The organism is Flavobacterium fontis (assembly GCF_900129405.1).
GTDB lineage: Bacteria > Bacteroidota > Bacteroidia > Flavobacteriales > Flavobacteriaceae > Flavobacterium > Flavobacterium fontis.
In genome coordinates, this window is the sequence record NZ_FQVQ01000002.1 from 51,897 (window position 1) to 68,500 (window position 16,604).

General features: G+C 42.5%; 12 protein-coding genes. 3 read left to right on the top strand and 9 right to left on the bottom strand.

Annotated elements, in window-relative coordinates:
- Positions 1 to 4: 4 nt before the first annotated feature.
- The gene (locus BUC17_RS02395) at positions 5 to 1,504 is read left to right on the top strand and encodes a sodium:solute symporter (RefSeq protein WP_073361245.1); all 1,500 of its coding nucleotides are present in this window, start codon (positions 5 to 7) and stop codon (positions 1,502 to 1,504) included.
- Here BUC17_RS02395 and BUC17_RS02400 read toward each other — a convergent pair.
- Positions 1,501 to 1,857, bottom strand: coding sequence for a CoA-binding protein (locus BUC17_RS02400; RefSeq protein ID WP_073361247.1), 357 nt, complete (start codon positions 1,855 to 1,857; stop codon positions 1,501 to 1,503). The two genes, BUC17_RS02395 and BUC17_RS02400, sit on opposite strands and share 4 nt — an antisense overlap.
- A 62-nt stretch (positions 1,858 to 1,919) precedes the next feature.
- On the opposite strand from BUC17_RS02400, the gene BUC17_RS02405 reads away from it, so the two are divergent.
- Both BUC17_RS02405 and BUC17_RS02410 read left to right on the top strand, forming a co-directional pair.
- On the top strand, positions 1,920 to 2,540 hold the full coding sequence (locus BUC17_RS02405) for a MarC family NAAT transporter (protein ID WP_073361249.1): 621 nt from the start codon (positions 1,920 to 1,922) through the stop codon (positions 2,538 to 2,540).
- A 10-nt stretch (positions 2,541 to 2,550) separates the two neighbouring features.
- Positions 2,551 to 3,171, top strand: a complete 621-nt coding sequence (locus BUC17_RS02410) for a chromophore lyase CpcT/CpeT (RefSeq protein ID WP_073361251.1) — start codon at positions 2,551 to 2,553, stop codon at positions 3,169 to 3,171.
- A 56-nt stretch (positions 3,172 to 3,227) separates the two neighbouring features.
- On the opposite strand, the gene ctlX is transcribed toward BUC17_RS02410, so the two are convergent.
- The 8 genes from ctlX to BUC17_RS02450 all read right to left on the bottom strand — a co-directional run bounded on the left by ctlX (position 3,228) and on the right by BUC17_RS02450 (position 16,520).
- Entirely contained in the window at positions 3,228 to 4,163 is a 936-nt protein-coding gene (ctlX, locus tag BUC17_RS02415) for a citrulline utilization hydrolase CtlX (RefSeq protein ID WP_073361253.1), read from the bottom strand.
- Positions 4,164 to 4,292: 129 nt separating this feature from the next.
- Complete coding sequence (locus BUC17_RS02420) at positions 4,293 to 5,207, bottom strand: dimethylarginine dimethylaminohydrolase family protein (RefSeq protein ID WP_073361255.1); 915 nt, start codon at positions 5,205 to 5,207, stop codon at positions 4,293 to 4,295.
- A gap of 78 nt (positions 5,208 to 5,285) precedes the next feature.
- Positions 5,286 to 7,262 (bottom strand): 3-coathanger stack domain-containing protein, encoded by a 1,977-nt coding sequence (locus BUC17_RS02425; RefSeq protein ID WP_073361257.1) that lies wholly within the window; start codon positions 7,260 to 7,262, stop codon positions 5,286 to 5,288.
- 1 nt (position 7,263) lies between these two features.
- Positions 7,264 to 9,687, bottom strand: coding sequence for a hypothetical protein (locus BUC17_RS02430; protein WP_143161693.1), 2,424 nt, complete (start codon positions 9,685 to 9,687; stop codon positions 7,264 to 7,266).
- Positions 9,688 to 9,933: 246 nt separating this feature from the next.
- A complete protein-coding gene (locus BUC17_RS02435; protein ID WP_073361261.1) occupies positions 9,934 to 11,217 on the bottom strand; it encodes a citrate synthase in 1,284 nt (427 codons plus the stop codon).
- A gap of 185 nt (positions 11,218 to 11,402) precedes the next feature.
- The gene (locus BUC17_RS02440; RefSeq protein ID WP_073361263.1) at positions 11,403 to 13,790 is read right to left on the bottom strand and encodes a DUF7619 domain-containing protein; all 2,388 of its coding nucleotides are present in this window, start codon (positions 13,788 to 13,790) and stop codon (positions 11,403 to 11,405) included.
- 11 nt (positions 13,791 to 13,801) lie between these two features.
- Positions 13,802 to 14,569 carry a LytR/AlgR family response regulator transcription factor gene (locus BUC17_RS02445; RefSeq protein ID WP_073361265.1) on the bottom strand — a complete coding sequence of 256 codons (768 nt, stop codon included), beginning with the start codon at positions 14,567 to 14,569 and terminating at the stop codon, positions 13,802 to 13,804.
- A gap of 1 nt (position 14,570) precedes the next feature.
- Positions 14,571 to 16,520, bottom strand: a complete 1,950-nt coding sequence (locus tag BUC17_RS02450) for a tetratricopeptide repeat-containing sensor histidine kinase (protein WP_073361267.1) — start codon at positions 16,518 to 16,520, stop codon at positions 14,571 to 14,573.
- Positions 16,521 to 16,604 lie beyond the last annotated feature (84 nt).

Below are 16,604 nucleotides of genomic sequence, written 5' to 3' on the forward strand. Positions count from 1 at the left end.
CAACATGAGCCCAACCCTCATTCTTTCCATCATCCTCGTGTATTTTGGATTGTTATTGTTTATCGCCTACCGTATTGGTAAAAAAAGCAGCGATAACGACACTTTTTTTAAAGCCAATAAAAACTCCAAATGGTACCTTGTCGCCTTCGGAATGATCGGCACAGCCCTCTCTGGCGTGACCTTTATTTCGGTCCCTGGCGCCGTGGGAAATCCCGAAAATCAGTTTTCCTATTTTCAATTTGTACTCGGCAATGCCCTCGGATTTATCCTCATCGCCACCGTGCTGCTACCGTTGTATTACCGCATGAATCTCACCTCCATTTACAGCTATATCGAACAGCGTCTGGGGGTGGTCAGTTACAAAACGGCGGCCAGTATTTTTTTAATCAGCCGCACCATCGGATCGGCATTTCGACTGTATTTAGTGGTTTTGGTGTTGCAACGCTATGTATTTGATGCTTTCCACGTGCCTTTTGCCGCCACGGTTTTAATCTCGTTGGGTTTAATTTTTGCCTACACGTATCGCGGGGGACTCAAAACCATCATCATCACCGATACGTTGCAAACATTTTTCTTGGTCACTTCGGTGTTTCTTACCATTTACTTTATTTGCAGCAGCCTCAATTACAGTCCCACCCAAGCTTTTGAAGCCGTCAAAAACAGCAGTTATTCGCAAATCTTTTTTTACGAAGATTACCTAAAAGGGCATTTCTTCTGGAAACAACTTCTCGGCGGCATCTTTGTAACTATAGCCATGGTGGGGTTGGATCAGGACTTGATGCAGAAAAATTTGAGCTGTGCCACCATACAAGAAGCCCAAAAAAATATGTTTACGTTTACAGGGATTTTTATACTTATCAACTTGTTTTTCTTGAGTGTAGGGGCTTTGCTATACTTGTATGCCGCGCAAAACCAAATCGCAATTCCTACCGTCAATGACGTACCCCGAACCGATTTACTCTTTCCCGAAATTGCTTTTCATCACCTAGAAATCATACCCGCCATTACCTTTTTGTTGGGATTAACGGCGGCAACTTTTGCCACAACCGACAGTGCGTTAACCGCATTAACGACTTCGTTCTGTGTTGATTTCTTACACATGGACAAGCCCGAAAATCAACATTCCCCTCAAAAACAAGTTCGCATTCGACACCAAGTACATCTCGGCTTTTCATTCCTAATGTTTTTGGTGATTGTTCTTTTCAATATACTCAACGACGAATCGGTGGTCAAAATGATTTTTAAGGTGGCCAGTTATACCTACGGACCGCTTTTGGGACTTTATGGATTTGGATTATTTATGAAAACGAAAACCGTCAACGATCGCTGGGTACCTCTCGTTTGCATAATGGCACCATTGCTATGTTGGGGGATGACAACCTATGCGAAAGAGCTATTTGGCGCGTACCAGTTTGACAACGAACTCATTATTATCAATGGTTTGTTGACGTTTGTTGGCTTACTTTTTATCAGTAAACCTGCCGTAGGACAAACCCGTTTTTAATATTGATGGGTAGCTAATAAAACCAACGTACAGGCCACTTCAACATGAATGCCATGCGACGCCAAAAGGGTATAAAACGCTGGATTTTCGGTTCCCGGATTGAATATCACCCGTCGGGGATGCAACCCGATAATATAGTCGTAATAGGCGGCTTGGTGTGTGGGATTCAAGTACAGTGTAACGGTATCAACATCGGTCAGTTCGGGCAACCCTTCTTGGATAAGAATACCCTCGACCTCAGTGGCTTTACGACCTATGGCGACGACTTCATGCTGGTGTTTTTGCAAACGTAATAACGCTTGGTAACTGTATCGATCGGGGTTGTGGGAGGCGCCCAAAACTAAGGTTTTCATCGGTAACGATTATTTTACCCCACAAAAATACAACGAAACCCCCAATCCCCTACCTTTGTACCATGAACGATTTCATCTTTCTTTTAGCGGCTTTATTTTCGGTGTTAAATCCTATTGGAACCGTGCCAATATTTGTGGCGCTTACCCAAGATTACACCAAAGCCGAACGCTCAAAAGTGTCCCTTTGGACCGCCATAAATGTGTGTCTCATTTTGGTCATCTCTTACTTTATTGGGCAGTACGTACTAACATTTTTTGGCATTACGATTCCCGCATTGCGCATCGCTGGCGGTATCATCATTGCCAGCTCGGGGTTTGGACTTTTAAATGGAAAATTCACTCGCAATAAAGGGTTGGACAAAAAAGCCGAAGAGGAAGCCCAACAACGCGACAACATCGCGCTCACCCCTCTTGCTATGCCCATGTTGGCGGGACCTGGCTCCATTTCGCTTCTCATTGCTTACTACCAAGAACACAACAGTACGCGAGAAATTATTTTCTCTACATTAGCCATTTTTGCGGTAGCAGTATTGATTTTCCTCATTCTTCGAAGTGCACATTATTTGGCCAAATACCTAGGTGCTTCTGGGATTGTAGCGATTTCTCGCATTGTGGGATTCTTAACCATTGCCATTGGCATCCAGTACATCATTAACGCCGTAACCAGTATTTTAAAAATCTAAACCACTACCCATGCGCAACGTTTTATTTAGCCTTTGTATCGCTTTAGGCTTACTGGGATGTAAATCCGCACAAACGCCAAAAAACACCGATAGTTCGGCCATGAAGGAATTAGTCACCATCATGCAAGGCCACTACAGTTCTGAAAAACAAGCCAACCTTGACAAGGACTATTTCAATATCTCCTTGCGGATGACCCCCATTTGGAAATCCAAAGGCCACTACCTTTTTGTAGAGCAAGCCCTTTTCAACAAACAAGACCAACCCTATCGGGTACGCATTTACAAATTAACGCAACAAGGCGACCAATTCATCAGTACCATTTATACGCTTAAAGATGAAAAAAAGTGGATTGGCAAATGGGCAACTCCCGAAGCCTACGATCAACTCTCGGAAGCCGATATCGAACTCAAAGACGGCTGTGAAGTCGTTTTGAAACGCCTCGGAAAAAACACGTTCGAAGGCGCTACGGGGGATAAAACCTGTCCCAGTGAACTCCGCGGCGCACGTTGGGCCAATTCCAAAGTAACGGTTACCCAAAACACCATTCGCTCTTGGGACCAAGGATTTGACAAAGACGGCAAACAAGTATGGGGCGCCACCAAAGGCGGATACGAATTTATCAAAATGTAATAAAAAACCCCAAGCACAAAAACGTTCTTGGGGTTTTTTAATGTCCTAAAGCACAATTATTTCTTGGGCAAAAACACTTCCGCCATCATGCAACGGGCACTTCCCCCTCCGCAGGCTTCAATGGTATCCAAACTCGAATGCAAAATAGTGACATGCTGTTCGATTTGAGCAATTTGTTTTTTGGTTAGCGCTTGGTATGCCGACGAACTCATCACCAAATAGCGTTTCCCCTCCGACCCTTTTACTTCCAACATATTCCCAGCAAAGTTGTTAACCTGATCTTCGGTTATCAAAATAAGGTCTTTCTCATCGCTACGCAAGGAGTCCAAAACCATTTTGCGCTCTTTTTTATCGTCAATAGAATCGGCACAAATCACCGCAAAGGTATCGCCAATACACATCATCACATTGGTATGGTAGATCAGTTTTCGCGCACCGCCCACCGTTTGAAACGCTTCAAAAATAACCGGCGTATACTCAAAATCCTCACAAAATTCAATCATCAACTCCTCATCCGCGCGAGGCGACAAAGCACAATACGCTTTGCCATTTTGTCGGTCAAGCAACAAACTCCCCGTTCCTTCCAAAAATATATTGTCCGCTTCTGCCGACGTGTAATCCATAATGTCATTGACTACAAAACCTTTGTCTTCCAGCAAATCCAAAATATCTTCCCGGCGTTCAGCCCGACGGTTTTCGGCAAACATGGGGTACAATACCACATCCCCTGTTTCGTGAAACGAAATCCAGTTGTTTGGAAAAATACTGTCGGGGGTATTGGGTTCCAACGTATCGTCGACCACGGTAACATCAACCCCCACGAGACGTAGTTTTTGCACAAAGGCATCAAACTCCTGCTGCGCTTTCGCATTGACCGTTTCAGGCGATAAGCCATCCAAAACCTTTTGATAATAATTGTTGACCGCAGTCTGTTCGTTCATCCGAAACGCCACCGGACGGATCATTAAAATAGCATTCGTCGTTTGATTCATATCTCTAGTCTAAAGGTTTCCCTAATTCATAATTCATAACTCGTATCTTTTTGTGCGTGCCCTCCGGGCCGGGCTATCCGCGGTGCACGGCACCTTGCTCCTATCCCTCACGCGGCAGTGCTCCGAATATCAATCCCGAATTAATGGGAGCGTCGAACAGCGCAACAACCCTTCTTGTTTGGCAATTTCGGCATAGGGAATTTCTTCTACCGTAAAGCCCTTGCTGCGCAACCAGGTGTTTAAACGGATAAAATTGCGCTCCGAAACCACCACGTCTTCGGCAATCGAAAACACGTTCGAATTCATGTGGTACATTTCATCGCGGGTAATGTGGAACAGATTTTCTTTTCCAAACAAATTCAAAAGAAAAACATAATCGGCTTCTTCCCGAAAACCACTCTTGTAAATGATGCCTTTGTCTTTTCCTACCGGCTGAAAACAACAATCCAAATGCAAGGCATTGTCGCGGGCTTCCAATTTGGATTTGACCAAATCAAATTCTTTTACAATCTTATGGGGAAACAAACTTTGAATGTAAGCCACCCCTTCCATATTGGTGCGAGCGGTTATATAATCCTTATAATCCGAACCTTTGTAGGTTCCTATAAAAATATAGTCGTTCCATGGCATCACGTCACCGCCTTCAATATGAACTTCCTCGGGGGGACGTTGCACTTTCGCGGGATTGATTTGATCAATAACGTACTGAATCGCATCCAATTCCCGTTCCCGATCGGGGAGAATATTGGCTTTGATAAAGGTATCTTCGATAACAAATCCGATGTCTCGTGAAAAAATTTGATTATAATTCTCGATAATATCAGGACGAAAAACCTGCACATCGTATTTTTTAAACACGTCATGAAAAGCTTCCATTTCGCGAACCATATCGGCTTCTACCGGATACGTTCCTGCCAAAATGTGTTCGAGCGACTTCGGATCATAAGCTTCTTCGGCCGTCGGCGTGGGTCCGTTACTCACCGCGGTCCCCAACACTACTGCACGTAACCGCGAAGTCTCGTTGGTGATATGTAATGGTAGCATAAAGTTTGTTGTTGGCTTTCTACAAATATAAAAAAGCTCCGCCGATTGACGAAGCTTTTCTACTATTGTGAACAAGTTTTAATTTTTCACCAATTTCTCCGCAATTACGGTTCCATCGGTAAGTACAATACTCACCATATAGATGCCATTCGGATAGGCTTGTACATCCAAACGATGGCGTTGGGAAGCCGTAATCGTTTGTGCCATCAAACTTTTTCCTTCGATGGTGGTGATTTGAATCTGGGTAAATTCGCCTTCATCAACAGCTATTTCTACCCACGATTGCGCCGGATTGGGCACCAAAGTGAAGCCGTTGCCAATACGAATGAGATGAATCTCTTCGGGAATGACATCCAAAGGAATATCACGATCCGAAGGCGTTGCTAAGGGAGTGTCGCGGTACAAGAAGTTTCCTGTACAACCCTCGGGATAAGCCGCAAACTGTGCCCCAAATTCTGCTTCAAATCCGGGGAGTAATTCTACAAAATTACCGGCATGATATACAATGCCATTGGCTACTCCATTATTCCCTTGAAAAATAACATTGGTTGCACGAATCCAATCGGAACGCTCTTTTCGCTTGCTCGCGATTTGACCATTATTATTAGTATCATCCGCTGGAGAGGAAAGCGTCAATGTTGGCAAACAACAATTTTCAAACGTGACGTCGGGACCAATGGCTGCCGATTCATCGCGTATGGTATATTGAAAGGTTCCCGCAGGACAAGTAACATTAAAAGTAGCGACCACATCAAATTCAAAATCACCTTGCGGATTGGCGCCAAAGATATTTGGCGGAAGATCAAAACAAAATGTTGTGGGCGTAAGTTGTGTAGGCGCGTTGATGGTACCGATAATGGTATTGCCTTGCAACACATGAAGTACCAAAGAACTTAGCGTAGCATTAACCGGCGGACTGTAGGTTCCACAAACTTGAACAGGTGTTGTTGGAGTTATCGAAGGACAGTTCAATTGAATCGGGTCAATGTTTAAAGCGCCCAACTGAGGCGTAGCACACGTAAATCCACATACATTGTCGATATAAACGGTACCAAAATGCGCCGAGGGCTGGCAATCACTTACTGACAATTCCAAAATTCCAGGTTGACCTACCAATTCTCCCACATTCAAGCGGGCGCATACCCAGCCTGTGTATAGAATACGTCGTCGAGAACTGACATTAATGCGACTAAACAAACAGTTATTGGGATTGGCAATGATACAAAACTCATCAACGATATTTCCGTTTACATCTTTTACTCGAGCTCTAAAATACGGTTGGATATCTTGCTCGTGATCGGGACGGTTGTCCATGATTAAAGAGAAGTTAAAATCCAAAGTGGACTCATTTATCACGGGAAAATAGCGAGAAACTGTTGCCAAATCGGAGGATCCCATGCCCCCCGTATTGTTCAATTTGATGCAACGTGTACCACCATTGGGCGCCAAGGTAGGCATATTAACACCAAAGCTGGCTAACACGGGATCAAATTGTTGGTAATTGGGCGCATTGCTGTCAATTAAGGTAGCACGCGATCCAAAATTATTGGTCGTTGCGGTGAGCACATTGGTTGTAGTCAACGCAGTGGGTGTGGCGCACGATTGAAAAAAAGCGGTTCCCGACTGGGGTTGTGGACGTAAATCGGCCCAAAAAGTGTAGCCTGCGGTTCCATTTTCAAAATCGCCATTAACACAAGTTTGCTCCTCCGAAACCGGTAAGGTCCCCGCGCGATAATACTGTGTTTTTTCTGGAAATTTGGTAAAAAAAAGCTTTCTCAACTCGTTGCGTTTGGCGGCAACTATGGCTTTTTCAACCTCTTCATCAGTAAAATCTTCATGCTCCCGAAGCTCTTCAATAAGTGAGGCCGAGGCTACTTTTGACAGTCGGTATTTATGAAAATTAGCTTCAATAAATTGCTCCACCTCGCGCTCAACGCTAGCGGCTACCGTTATTCTTTGCTGTTCCTCGTCCAAGAATTCCTGAACTTGTGCCCGTCCCCATGAAATATTTAGTAACAGGGCACTGATCCCGAGGAGATAGTGTACCTTGTTCATCTTATTTCATTTTTTGGATCAAAAGCTCCAATTGTGCTTTTAACTGATCGATTTCTTGTTGTTGTTTTGAAAGTGTAGCTTGTTGTGCTTCAATCGTTTTGTTTTGATCGATTACATACAACGTTAATTCTTCAATTTTCTCCATGTGTTTGGCTTGCATCGCAGCTACATCCAAGCCTTCTTTTGCCAAAGTTTCAGCTGAGGCTACACCGGGTAAGTGTTTGTTTTTTTGAATAAACGCTTCCACTTCGTTCAAAGGCATCAAACGGTAGTCGTCGGCAAAAACATAATCTGCCCAATTGGCGGTGCTTCTTAGTGCCACTTTCACTTTTTCTGTCAAAATACCACCTTCTACATACAAGCGATAATTTCCAGTACTGGTGGGATACGTTGCCGTATTTCCGATGTAAATTTTACCATTATTTCCACTTCCTGTTGAGTTGAACCAAATGTTGCGATTGTTCATAGTCACAACGCGATTCAACCCCGTGGTTGTTGCTTGATTGATGCTTCCGTTAGCCGAATATAGACTGGTATCATTGGCATTAATTACAAAAGGCGTTGCGGCCGTTCCGTTGCCAGTTACGGTTACATTAGTTCCGGCAGTAATTTGTGTAGTAGGCAAAGTGATGTTGTTTCCATTAGAAATTGACAACACGTTACCATTTAATGCTAGGGTCTGCGCATCGGTATCTACAGGTAACGTAAACGAACCGCCACCGTTGGAAAGCGTAATGGTATTCCCGTTTTGCGTCAAGGTTTGCAACTCATTAGTTGCATTCGAATCGCCATCAACAGGCAAGGTAACCGAGTTTCCATTAGAAATTGAAAGTACCTGACCGTTTAATGCTAAAGTTTGACCATCTGTGTCTGTATCGACGGGCAAGGTAAACGAACCGCCACCGTTGGAAAGCGTAATGGTATTCCCGTTTTGCGTCAAGGTTTGCAACTCATTGGTTGCATTCGAATCGCCATCGACAGGTAAAGTAACTGAGTTTCCATTAGAAATCGAAAGTACCTGACCGTTTAATGCTAAAGTTTGACCATCCGTGTCTGTATCGACGGGCAAGGTAAACGAACCGCCTCCGTTGGAAAGCGTAATGGTATTCCCGTTTTGCGTCAAGGTTTGCAACTCATTGGTTGCATTCGAATCGCCATCAACAGGCAAGGTAACCGAGTTTCCATTGGAAATCGAAAGCACCTGACCGTTTAACGCCAAGGTTTGTCCATCGGTATCAATGTACGAAGGGATGGGTAAAGTCACTGGTGCACTAGGAACACCATTGATAATAGTAACCAATTGATTGCCTTCATTGATCACGGTAGCAACCGAATTGATAATTGGTGTCGAGGTAGTTACCCCATTGACATTACTTTGTAGGGTATTTTGATTGGATTGCAATTGATTGGATATGGAAAAGGATGGAATCCGTTCTAGCACTACATCACCTGCTGCATTAACGGTTAAAAACTTATCGCTGAATGTTGTATTCGTAGGCACAAAAGCACTGGTAAGATTGGTAAAACGCAATCCAGATGCACCGGGTGTTCCTTGAGCAATTTCCAAACGATTCCCGGGTGTAGCAGTTCCAAACCCCACACGACCCTCTACTAAAAGTCCGTTGGCAGGTGCTGTAAATCCAGCTGTTGGGGTTGGCCAACTACGCGAGGTGTAATTACGACCAATGACTACACCCCCATTGACATCCAAACGGTTGTTGGGGATTACGTTGTTTCCTAATCCTAATCCGATATTTCCTGTTGATGAAACAAAGATGCGTTGATTACCTGCCCCATCAGCAAAGATTATACTTCGATCAAGATTATTTCCAGCGATGATGGGGGTGGTTGGATCGGTAGATACTGCTACACGACCAAGAATCACGTTATGATCCCCTGTAAGCAAATTTACCGCGGTTTCATGTCCTATAAAAATATTGTTATTCCCAGAACTCATGTGTCGTGGCGTCATACTTCCCAACGCGACATTTCCACTACCATAGGTACTAAATAAACTACCAAAACCAACGGCTGTATTATTGGAACCAGGATTTACTACATTGCCCATACTTCTATGACCAATAGCAACGTTTCGATTGCCTGTAAAGTTGTTTTCTAAGGCCCGCGTACCGATAGCCACATTGAGCTCTCCAGTATCATTGTTAGCTAGGGCGCCATTACCAAAACCACAGTTGAAGCTTCCTTTGGAAAGTGTTAAAACGTTATTTCCAAATCCTGCGTTACTATTTCCACCATTATTGGTAAGTGTAAAAAAACCAAATCCGGCATTGTAACTTCCAACATTGTTGGTTCCGGTTTGTTGTCCTTCAAAGGTGTTGTTTAAAGGAGGTGTTTGTGCGAAGAACATAAAAGGGGTGCCGAGGGCAAGGCACGCCCACCATGAGGTAATTCTTTTCGTTTCCATAGGCATTAGTTTGAAGTGGGGTAGGTTAATGTTTGGGGTTCTTTTTTTACATGATAATTTAAATTAAGTTTGACCTATGATTCTGTGTGTTTTGTTGTACTAAATTATAGAATGTTTTTAAAAATAACGACAAAAAACTTATTAAATCGTTGAAAAACACATTTTAATAAAATATATAATATTTTTCTTACAAATAAATTAAAGCCGTAAAAAAAACTCCCCATAAGGAGAGTCTTTTTGAATGAATTATCGTTGATCGACTGGAACAAAGGGACGCAAAGCATACCCAGTGTACACTTGACGGGGTCTTCCAATAGGTTCTTTGTTGATGCGCATTTCTTTCCATTGGGCAATCCATCCAGGCAAACGTCCAATGGCGAACATTACGGTAAACATTTCAGTGGGTATCCCTAATGCGCGGTAAATAATCCCCGAATAGAAATCTACATTAGGATATAGATTGCGTGATTTGAAATAATCATCCTCCAAGGCTACTTGCTCCAACTGTTTGGCGATATCCAGTAGTGGATCATCGACTCCTAGTTTTGCTAATACTTCATCTGCCGCTTTTTTGATAATTTTTGCACGAGGATCAAAATTTTTGTAAACGCGGTGTCCAAAGCCCATTAATCGGAAAGGATCATCTTTATCTTTAGCTTTCAAAACATACTTCGCTACATCGCCACCGTCATTATTAATTTGTTCCAACATTTCCAAAACCGCTTGGTTGGCACCTCCGTGTAAAGGACCCCATAAAGCAGAAACTCCTGCAGAAATCGAAGCAAATAAACCTGCATGTGAAGAACCTACGATTCGAACTGTTGAAGTGGAACAGTTTTGCTCGTGGTCGGCATGCAAAATGAATAATTTATCTAATGCTTCTACGATGACTTTATCGGATTGATAAGGACCCGTAGGCAATTCAAACATTAATCGCATGAAATTCTCTACGTAGCCTTTCGTGTTGTCGTAATAATTCAATGGGAAGCCCATTGATTTACGATAGGTCCATGTAGCAATCACGATAAACTTCGCCATGGTTTTACACACAGCGATATACATTTCCTTGTCATCATGGGGATCAACCGACTTCGGATTGAAAGCGGTTAACGCACTGGTCAAGGAAGCCAAAACGCCCATAGGATGTGCTGTTTTTGGGAACCCATCGATGATGTTTTTCATTTCCTCATTGACCAAAGTATATTTACGAATATCGTCTTCAAATTGATTGAGTTGAGCACGCGTTGGAAGCTCACCGAAAATCAACAAATAGGACACCTCTAAAAAACTTGCCTTTTCGGCCAACTCTTCAATGGCATACCCTCGGTAACGAAGAATCCCTTCTTCCCCATCGAGAAAAGTGATTTTACTCTCACAAGAACCTGAATTTTTGTACCCTGGGTCCAACGTAATAGCCCCCGTTAAAGCACGTAACTTTTCAATGTCAATGGCGGCTTCATTTTCGCTTCCTACGATCATGGGAAACTCATACTTCTTGCCATCAATTTCTAATATCGCTGTTTTTGACATAATATAAATAGGAAATTAAATCTGATAAATAATAATTTAACAAAATTAGGGAATTAACCACGAACTAAAAAGGAAAATATCCAACGTTTTCGTTAAATAAATAATAAATTTTGCAAGATTAATATAGCTGGACGACGGACTGAAAACCAGCACTTATTCTCAGGAAAAAACTGCACGACATGGATTTAGTTCTTGATCAGTTTTTTTACAGCGGTACCGTTTTCGGTCTCCACTTTGATCCAATATACTCCCGAAGCTTTTTGTTGAAAATCAAGCGAATCTTGTAATCCTTGGGTATATCGGATGTGCAACAAACGTCCTTGACTGTCGTATACTTCAATTTTTTTAATCGAAGCCGACGCATAAAGGTTTACCACATCGCCTACAGGGTTGGGCGCTAGAATTATCCCTACAGTATCGGGAGTTTCAGGCAAATTCAAATCTTGATAAACCGTTTGTGTAATACCTGTATTTAAAGGAAGATTGTAGTCAAAGAAAATATCAGCACGGCTATTCACATCGTCTCCATTGCCCAAAGAATCTTTGGAACGAATTCGCATCAATACATTGCCATGCCCCCCGGTATCGATTTGTAAATTCGGAAAAAAGATATCAATTAATTCGTCCTTTTGACGAACTATCGTAGGTGCTGATGTATCGAGCATTTGCCAAGAATCAACATCAAATTCGGTCCCGTTTATTTCTAATCGAACCACTACTTGCGCCGCTTGACTCGCTCCTGTATTTTCAAAATTAATCATATAATGCAAATACGACCCAATAGCTGCGGTTGGCAACTGAGTGCCTTGCAAGCACAACAATGAGTTAGGTTCAAAAGAAGCAATAACAGGTTGTTCTGTCACAAACGAATCGTCATTGGGCTGTTGGTCACTATCGACAGAGCTCGCTGTGGCTTGAAAAGGCAACGAATCACCCACCAATACAGGAATCGCATCGGTTTCGGCATTGACGGCCAATTGTACATAAACCGTTTGCGTCGCCCAAGGGGATAACCCTGTGTAATTCCACGTTAAAAGTCCCCCCCCACTCTGATTTGGCGCCACTGTGGCATTGAGATAGGTACAGCGTGTCGCATCATAACTTAAGGAAAATGTTCCTTGAGACACTTGGTTGCCTTTATTTCGAAGAACGACGACTAAGGTATTGGTAGTTCCTGGCTGAAATAAATAAAGAGGAGCTACCGCTACTTCTACATCGTGATATACGCCGTTGGGTGCCAAACACACATCAACAATTTGCTCTTGCCCATTTACTTGCGAAAAAGTTATGGTTTGTTGCGAGGGTGTAACTGCCGTATTTACAGTATTTTCTACCCAAGGAGAAAGCGTGTAATTGAGGCCCGTATTGGGAAACAATGCAAACGACCCATCGCTAGCCGTAAAGGTGGCATAATTCGCCCCTCCTTCGGCTTTAAGTTTTAAATAACGAACCGGAAAATCATTTGAATCACATCCATTTTGACCAGCATCCCATCGAGCTGTCCCGCGGAGCGTGTTGTAATTCCCCCCTGGCGGTATTGTACAAAAATCGTTAACGGGAACGGTGGAAGCGCCCAAAGCAATCTGAAAGTCATCAAAGGCAGATGCATCGGCGCAAACATATTGTAAACTGGGCAAACTTGACAACGTCAATTGTTGATAGGTAACTTGTCCATTTTTGGCAAAAATAAACTGTAAGGAAGGATTGTTATTACATTCCAAAAATGTAAGCCCTTTTACATTATTAAGGTTGAGCGAAGATAAATTGGCACAGTTGGACATGGTAACCGAATTTAAACTCGGCGCCAAGGGAAACACAAAAGTGGCAAAGCTATTTTGACTGAGATCTACACTCAATAAGTTGGTGTTTGAGGTTAGATCTAAATTTTGCAACCCCATATTTCGAGCGATAAGGGTTTTCAAATTCACCAAAGCTGCAAGATTTGGCGTAAAGGAATTATCCGATAATTTTAAAAACAATAGGGCTGGCGTCGACAACAAATTAAGGCCCGAAAGACTACAACCTTGCAACGACAAAAAGGAAAGCGCTGGAGTAAATTCCAAATTAACCGTCCCCAGCGGATTAAAATCAGCACGGAGGGATTCTAGCAACGCAACGGGTTGTAAATCCAAGGCATTCAAATTGTTTTGCGAACAATCTAAATCATTTAAAAACCCTAGCCCGTTGAGTGTAAGTGTATTTAGCGCATTGTTGTTTATTTTTAAAATTTCAAGCGCTGGCATAACAGCATCAAACTGGGTAATTTGATTAAAGGCTACATTCAATTCCCGACAAGCCGTAAAGGCATTCAATCCCGTAGCATCTGTAAAGGCATTGGGACTGGGTAAACTGGTATTGTTCAGTTTTAAACGCAATACAACTTGCGCTTCACTGACTTGAATTTCACCATCATTATTCGTATCGACATCACCATCATAAATACCATCATCATTAAAATCAGCACAAGAAGTACTTACCAACTTATTCTTCAATACAGCATCGGGAATCACAACCGTTTGTGCTCCGAGGGTAAGTGTACCCAAGCTTAACCAGAAGAATAAAATTTTCTTCATATCCTATGCCGTTATAATGTTTTGGTTATCAATTCTTGCAAGCGTTCCTTGTTTCGTTGTGAAATGGGCAAATGGGTTTGATCGGCCATGATTACATAGCCTCCATTTTTTTTGACATAACTCTTCAAAAAGGTCAAATTAATCAAATGGGACTGATGTATTCGAACAAAACCGTGGTCTCGCAATAACTCTTCAAACTCTTTTAAAGTGCGTGAAACCAAGACAGGCTTATTGTTTCGAATATAGAAAGTGGTATAGTTGTCTTCACTTTCACAACGAATAATATCGGCGATTTCAAACAAATGGATACCATCAGAATTTGTGAGGGCTATGCGTTTAAAATTGTTTGTTTGCCGTTTGATATTCTCTAGTAACAATTCGACATGCGAAATACCTGTAGTCTCATTTTGTGATTTTTTCAACTTTTCGACCACCGATTTCAACTCATCCGGATCAACCGGTTTGAGCAAATAATCTAGGGCACTTAACCGAAATGCTTTCACCGCATATTGCTCGTGAGCGGTAATAAACACCACTTGGCTTCGCAATACGGTATTGTTTTTTGTAAAATGCTCAAGTACATCAAACCCAGTTCCGTCGTTGAGTTGGATATCTAAAAAGATAACTTGGGGCTGCCACTTTTCAATCGCAGCGACTCCAGAAGTTACATCGTCGGCTTCGGCCACAATCTCTACTTCGGGAGCAACCATAGACAACAAACCGCGCATACCACTGCGAAGGTTTGGATCGTCGTCGATTAAAAGGGCGGTTATTTTCATACTATTGTGCTATAAATTGAATAGGGATACTCAAAATTACTTCGGTTCCCGATACCGTCCCTTGTGAGGACAATTCTTTTATTTCAACTCCCGCAGTCTTTCCTGTCGTAGAGGCTATTTTTTCTAAGCGCATTCGGATAATTTCGATAGCCATCGATTTATGCACCGATACCGACTGGGCTTTTATTTTTTGTGAGGCTGTGATTCCAATCCCGTTATCGGCAATGGTACACCTCAATTGTTCGGCGTCCAAATCAAAGCGGATGGTAATCAACCCTGCATTTTTCTTTGGCACAATGCCGTGAATCAAGGCATTTTCCACAAAAGGCTGGATGAGTAATGGAGGAATCCCCATGTTATCTTCAATATCATCCGACTTTTCAATGGTAAATTCAAAGATCGAATTGAAACGCAATTGCTCCAATTCCAAATAATTTTGAAGCGCATCAATTTCTTTATCTACCGAAATTAAGGATTCTTTTGAAAACTCGAGCGTCAAACGCATTAATTTTGAAAATTTAGCCAAATATTTTACCGCAGATTCTTTTCCGTTATTGACGATAAAACTAGAAATCGACCCCAAACAGTTGAATACAAAATGGGGATTCATTTGCAAATGCAAGGCTTTTTGTTCGTATTCGGCCAACTCTTTTTGGAGTGTCAATGTTTTCTTGATTTGTAAACGATTGTACCACAAAAAACCCAATCCAAACAACAAGACGGCAATTAAAACCGAATACACCAATTGCAGGCGATTTCGCTTTGCGGTTTCTTGTAATAGCAAGTCTTTCTTTAGTAAGGCTTCTTTTTGCAACAAATTGCGTTTGTCAAATTCAAAATTTAGTTCAGCTTCGACGCCTTTCCGGATGGAAGCCGCATTTTGAATACTGTCTTTGAGCGAAGTATACAATTTGTAATGACGAAATGCCCCGTTGAGGTCGCCTTCTTTTTCGGCTACTTCACTCAACAATTTCTCAACCAGCATTTGTTGCTCCAAGACTTCATTTTGACGGGCTAAGGCTAAAGTTTTTTGCGCATAAAAACGGGCTTTATCGGTTTGCTTTTCCGTTTGCCAAAATTGAGCGAGATAAAAGTAGGTATCGCCCAAGCCAAAAGATTCCCCAAACGCCGTAAATGTTTGCTCAGCCGATTGCCAGGCTTTGATGGCTTCAGCTTTTTGACCTTTCTTTTGGTAGAGCAATCCAAGATTATTGAACAATTCCCCCAACCCGCGGGCGTCTTGATTTTTCTCTAAAATTAATCGGGCTTTTTGGTAATACGAAGCGGCACTTGTATACTGTTTCTGACCCACCAATGCATTGCCAATGTTGGTATACGTCACTCCCAAAACAGGATCATTGGGATCTTTTAACAACTTTTCGGTTTTTGTAAAATAGGTCAGTGCCTTGCCATAAGCCTGTTGCGATTGATAGAGTACACCGATATTATTGTACAAACGCGCGCATCGTTCGGGTTCGTTTAACTGCTCATAAATGGTTACCGCTTTTAAATAAAACTCAAGCGCTTTGGTGTAATTACTTTGCTCTGAGAAGATTATTCCCAGACTCCCGAGCGCTTTGGCCATACCAATTTTAACGGAGGGTAGCGTTTGATTCTCGGTTTCAAAAATAGATTTCGCCTGTTGAAAATAGCGCAGTGCTCTTTTGTAGTTGGACTGCAACACATCGGCGTTGCCCAAACTAATTAAGGCATAGCCCTCTTGCACATGATCGCCCAGTTGTACCGCTAACTTTTGGGCTTGCAAGGCATAGGTTCGCATGGACTCGGGAGCTGCGGGTTTGTAGGCATCGGATAGGGCATTCAATAAACGTAACCGCTCAACAGGATTGTTTTCTTTGCGCAATACCTGTTGCAAACTATCGGCACTCTGAGGTTGTGCACCAACCCAGAAAAATAGAAGTAAAAAACCGACAATAAATCCGTTACGCATGCTTTTTTATGTAAGAAATCAAAGATAAACAAATCTTCACATGCGCTTCAACTCAATGAGCAATTGCGGGGACAAGACGAGAAT

What these genes read in the sequence shown, in the direction of transcription:
- BUC17_RS02395 (WP_073361245.1), top strand. Translation starts at nt 5, where the DNA reads ATGAGCCCAACCCTCATTCTTTCCATCATCCTCGTGTATTTTGGATTG.
- BUC17_RS02400 (WP_073361247.1), bottom strand. Translation starts at nt 1,857, where the DNA reads ATGAAAACCTTAGTTTTGGGCGCCTCCCACAACCCCGATCGATACAGT.
- BUC17_RS02405 (WP_073361249.1), top strand. Translation starts at nt 1,920, where the DNA reads ATGAACGATTTCATCTTTCTTTTAGCGGCTTTATTTTCGGTGTTAAAT.
- BUC17_RS02410 (WP_073361251.1), top strand. Translation starts at nt 2,551, where the DNA reads ATGCGCAACGTTTTATTTAGCCTTTGTATCGCTTTAGGCTTACTGGGA.
- ctlX (WP_073361253.1), bottom strand. Translation starts at nt 4,163, where the DNA reads ATGAATCAAACGACGAATGCTATTTTAATGATCCGTCCGGTGGCGTTT.
- BUC17_RS02420 (WP_073361255.1), bottom strand. Translation starts at nt 5,207, where the DNA reads ATGCTACCATTACATATCACCAACGAGACTTCGCGGTTACGTGCAGTA.
- BUC17_RS02425 (WP_073361257.1), bottom strand. Translation starts at nt 7,262, where the DNA reads ATGAACAAGGTACACTATCTCCTCGGGATCAGTGCCCTGTTACTAAAT.
- BUC17_RS02430 (WP_143161693.1), bottom strand. Translation starts at nt 9,687, where the DNA reads ATGGAAACGAAAAGAATTACCTCATGGTGGGCGTGCCTTGCCCTCGGC.
- BUC17_RS02435 (WP_073361261.1), bottom strand. Translation starts at nt 11,217, where the DNA reads ATGTCAAAAACAGCGATATTAGAAATTGATGGCAAGAAGTATGAGTTT.
- BUC17_RS02440 (WP_073361263.1), bottom strand. Translation starts at nt 13,790, where the DNA reads ATGAAGAAAATTTTATTCTTCTGGTTAAGCTTGGGTACACTTACCCTC.
- BUC17_RS02445 (WP_073361265.1), bottom strand. Translation starts at nt 14,569, where the DNA reads ATGAAAATAACCGCCCTTTTAATCGACGACGATCCAAACCTTCGCAGT.
- BUC17_RS02450 (WP_073361267.1), bottom strand. Translation starts at nt 16,520, where the DNA reads ATGCGTAACGGATTTATTGTCGGTTTTTTACTTCTATTTTTCTGGGTT.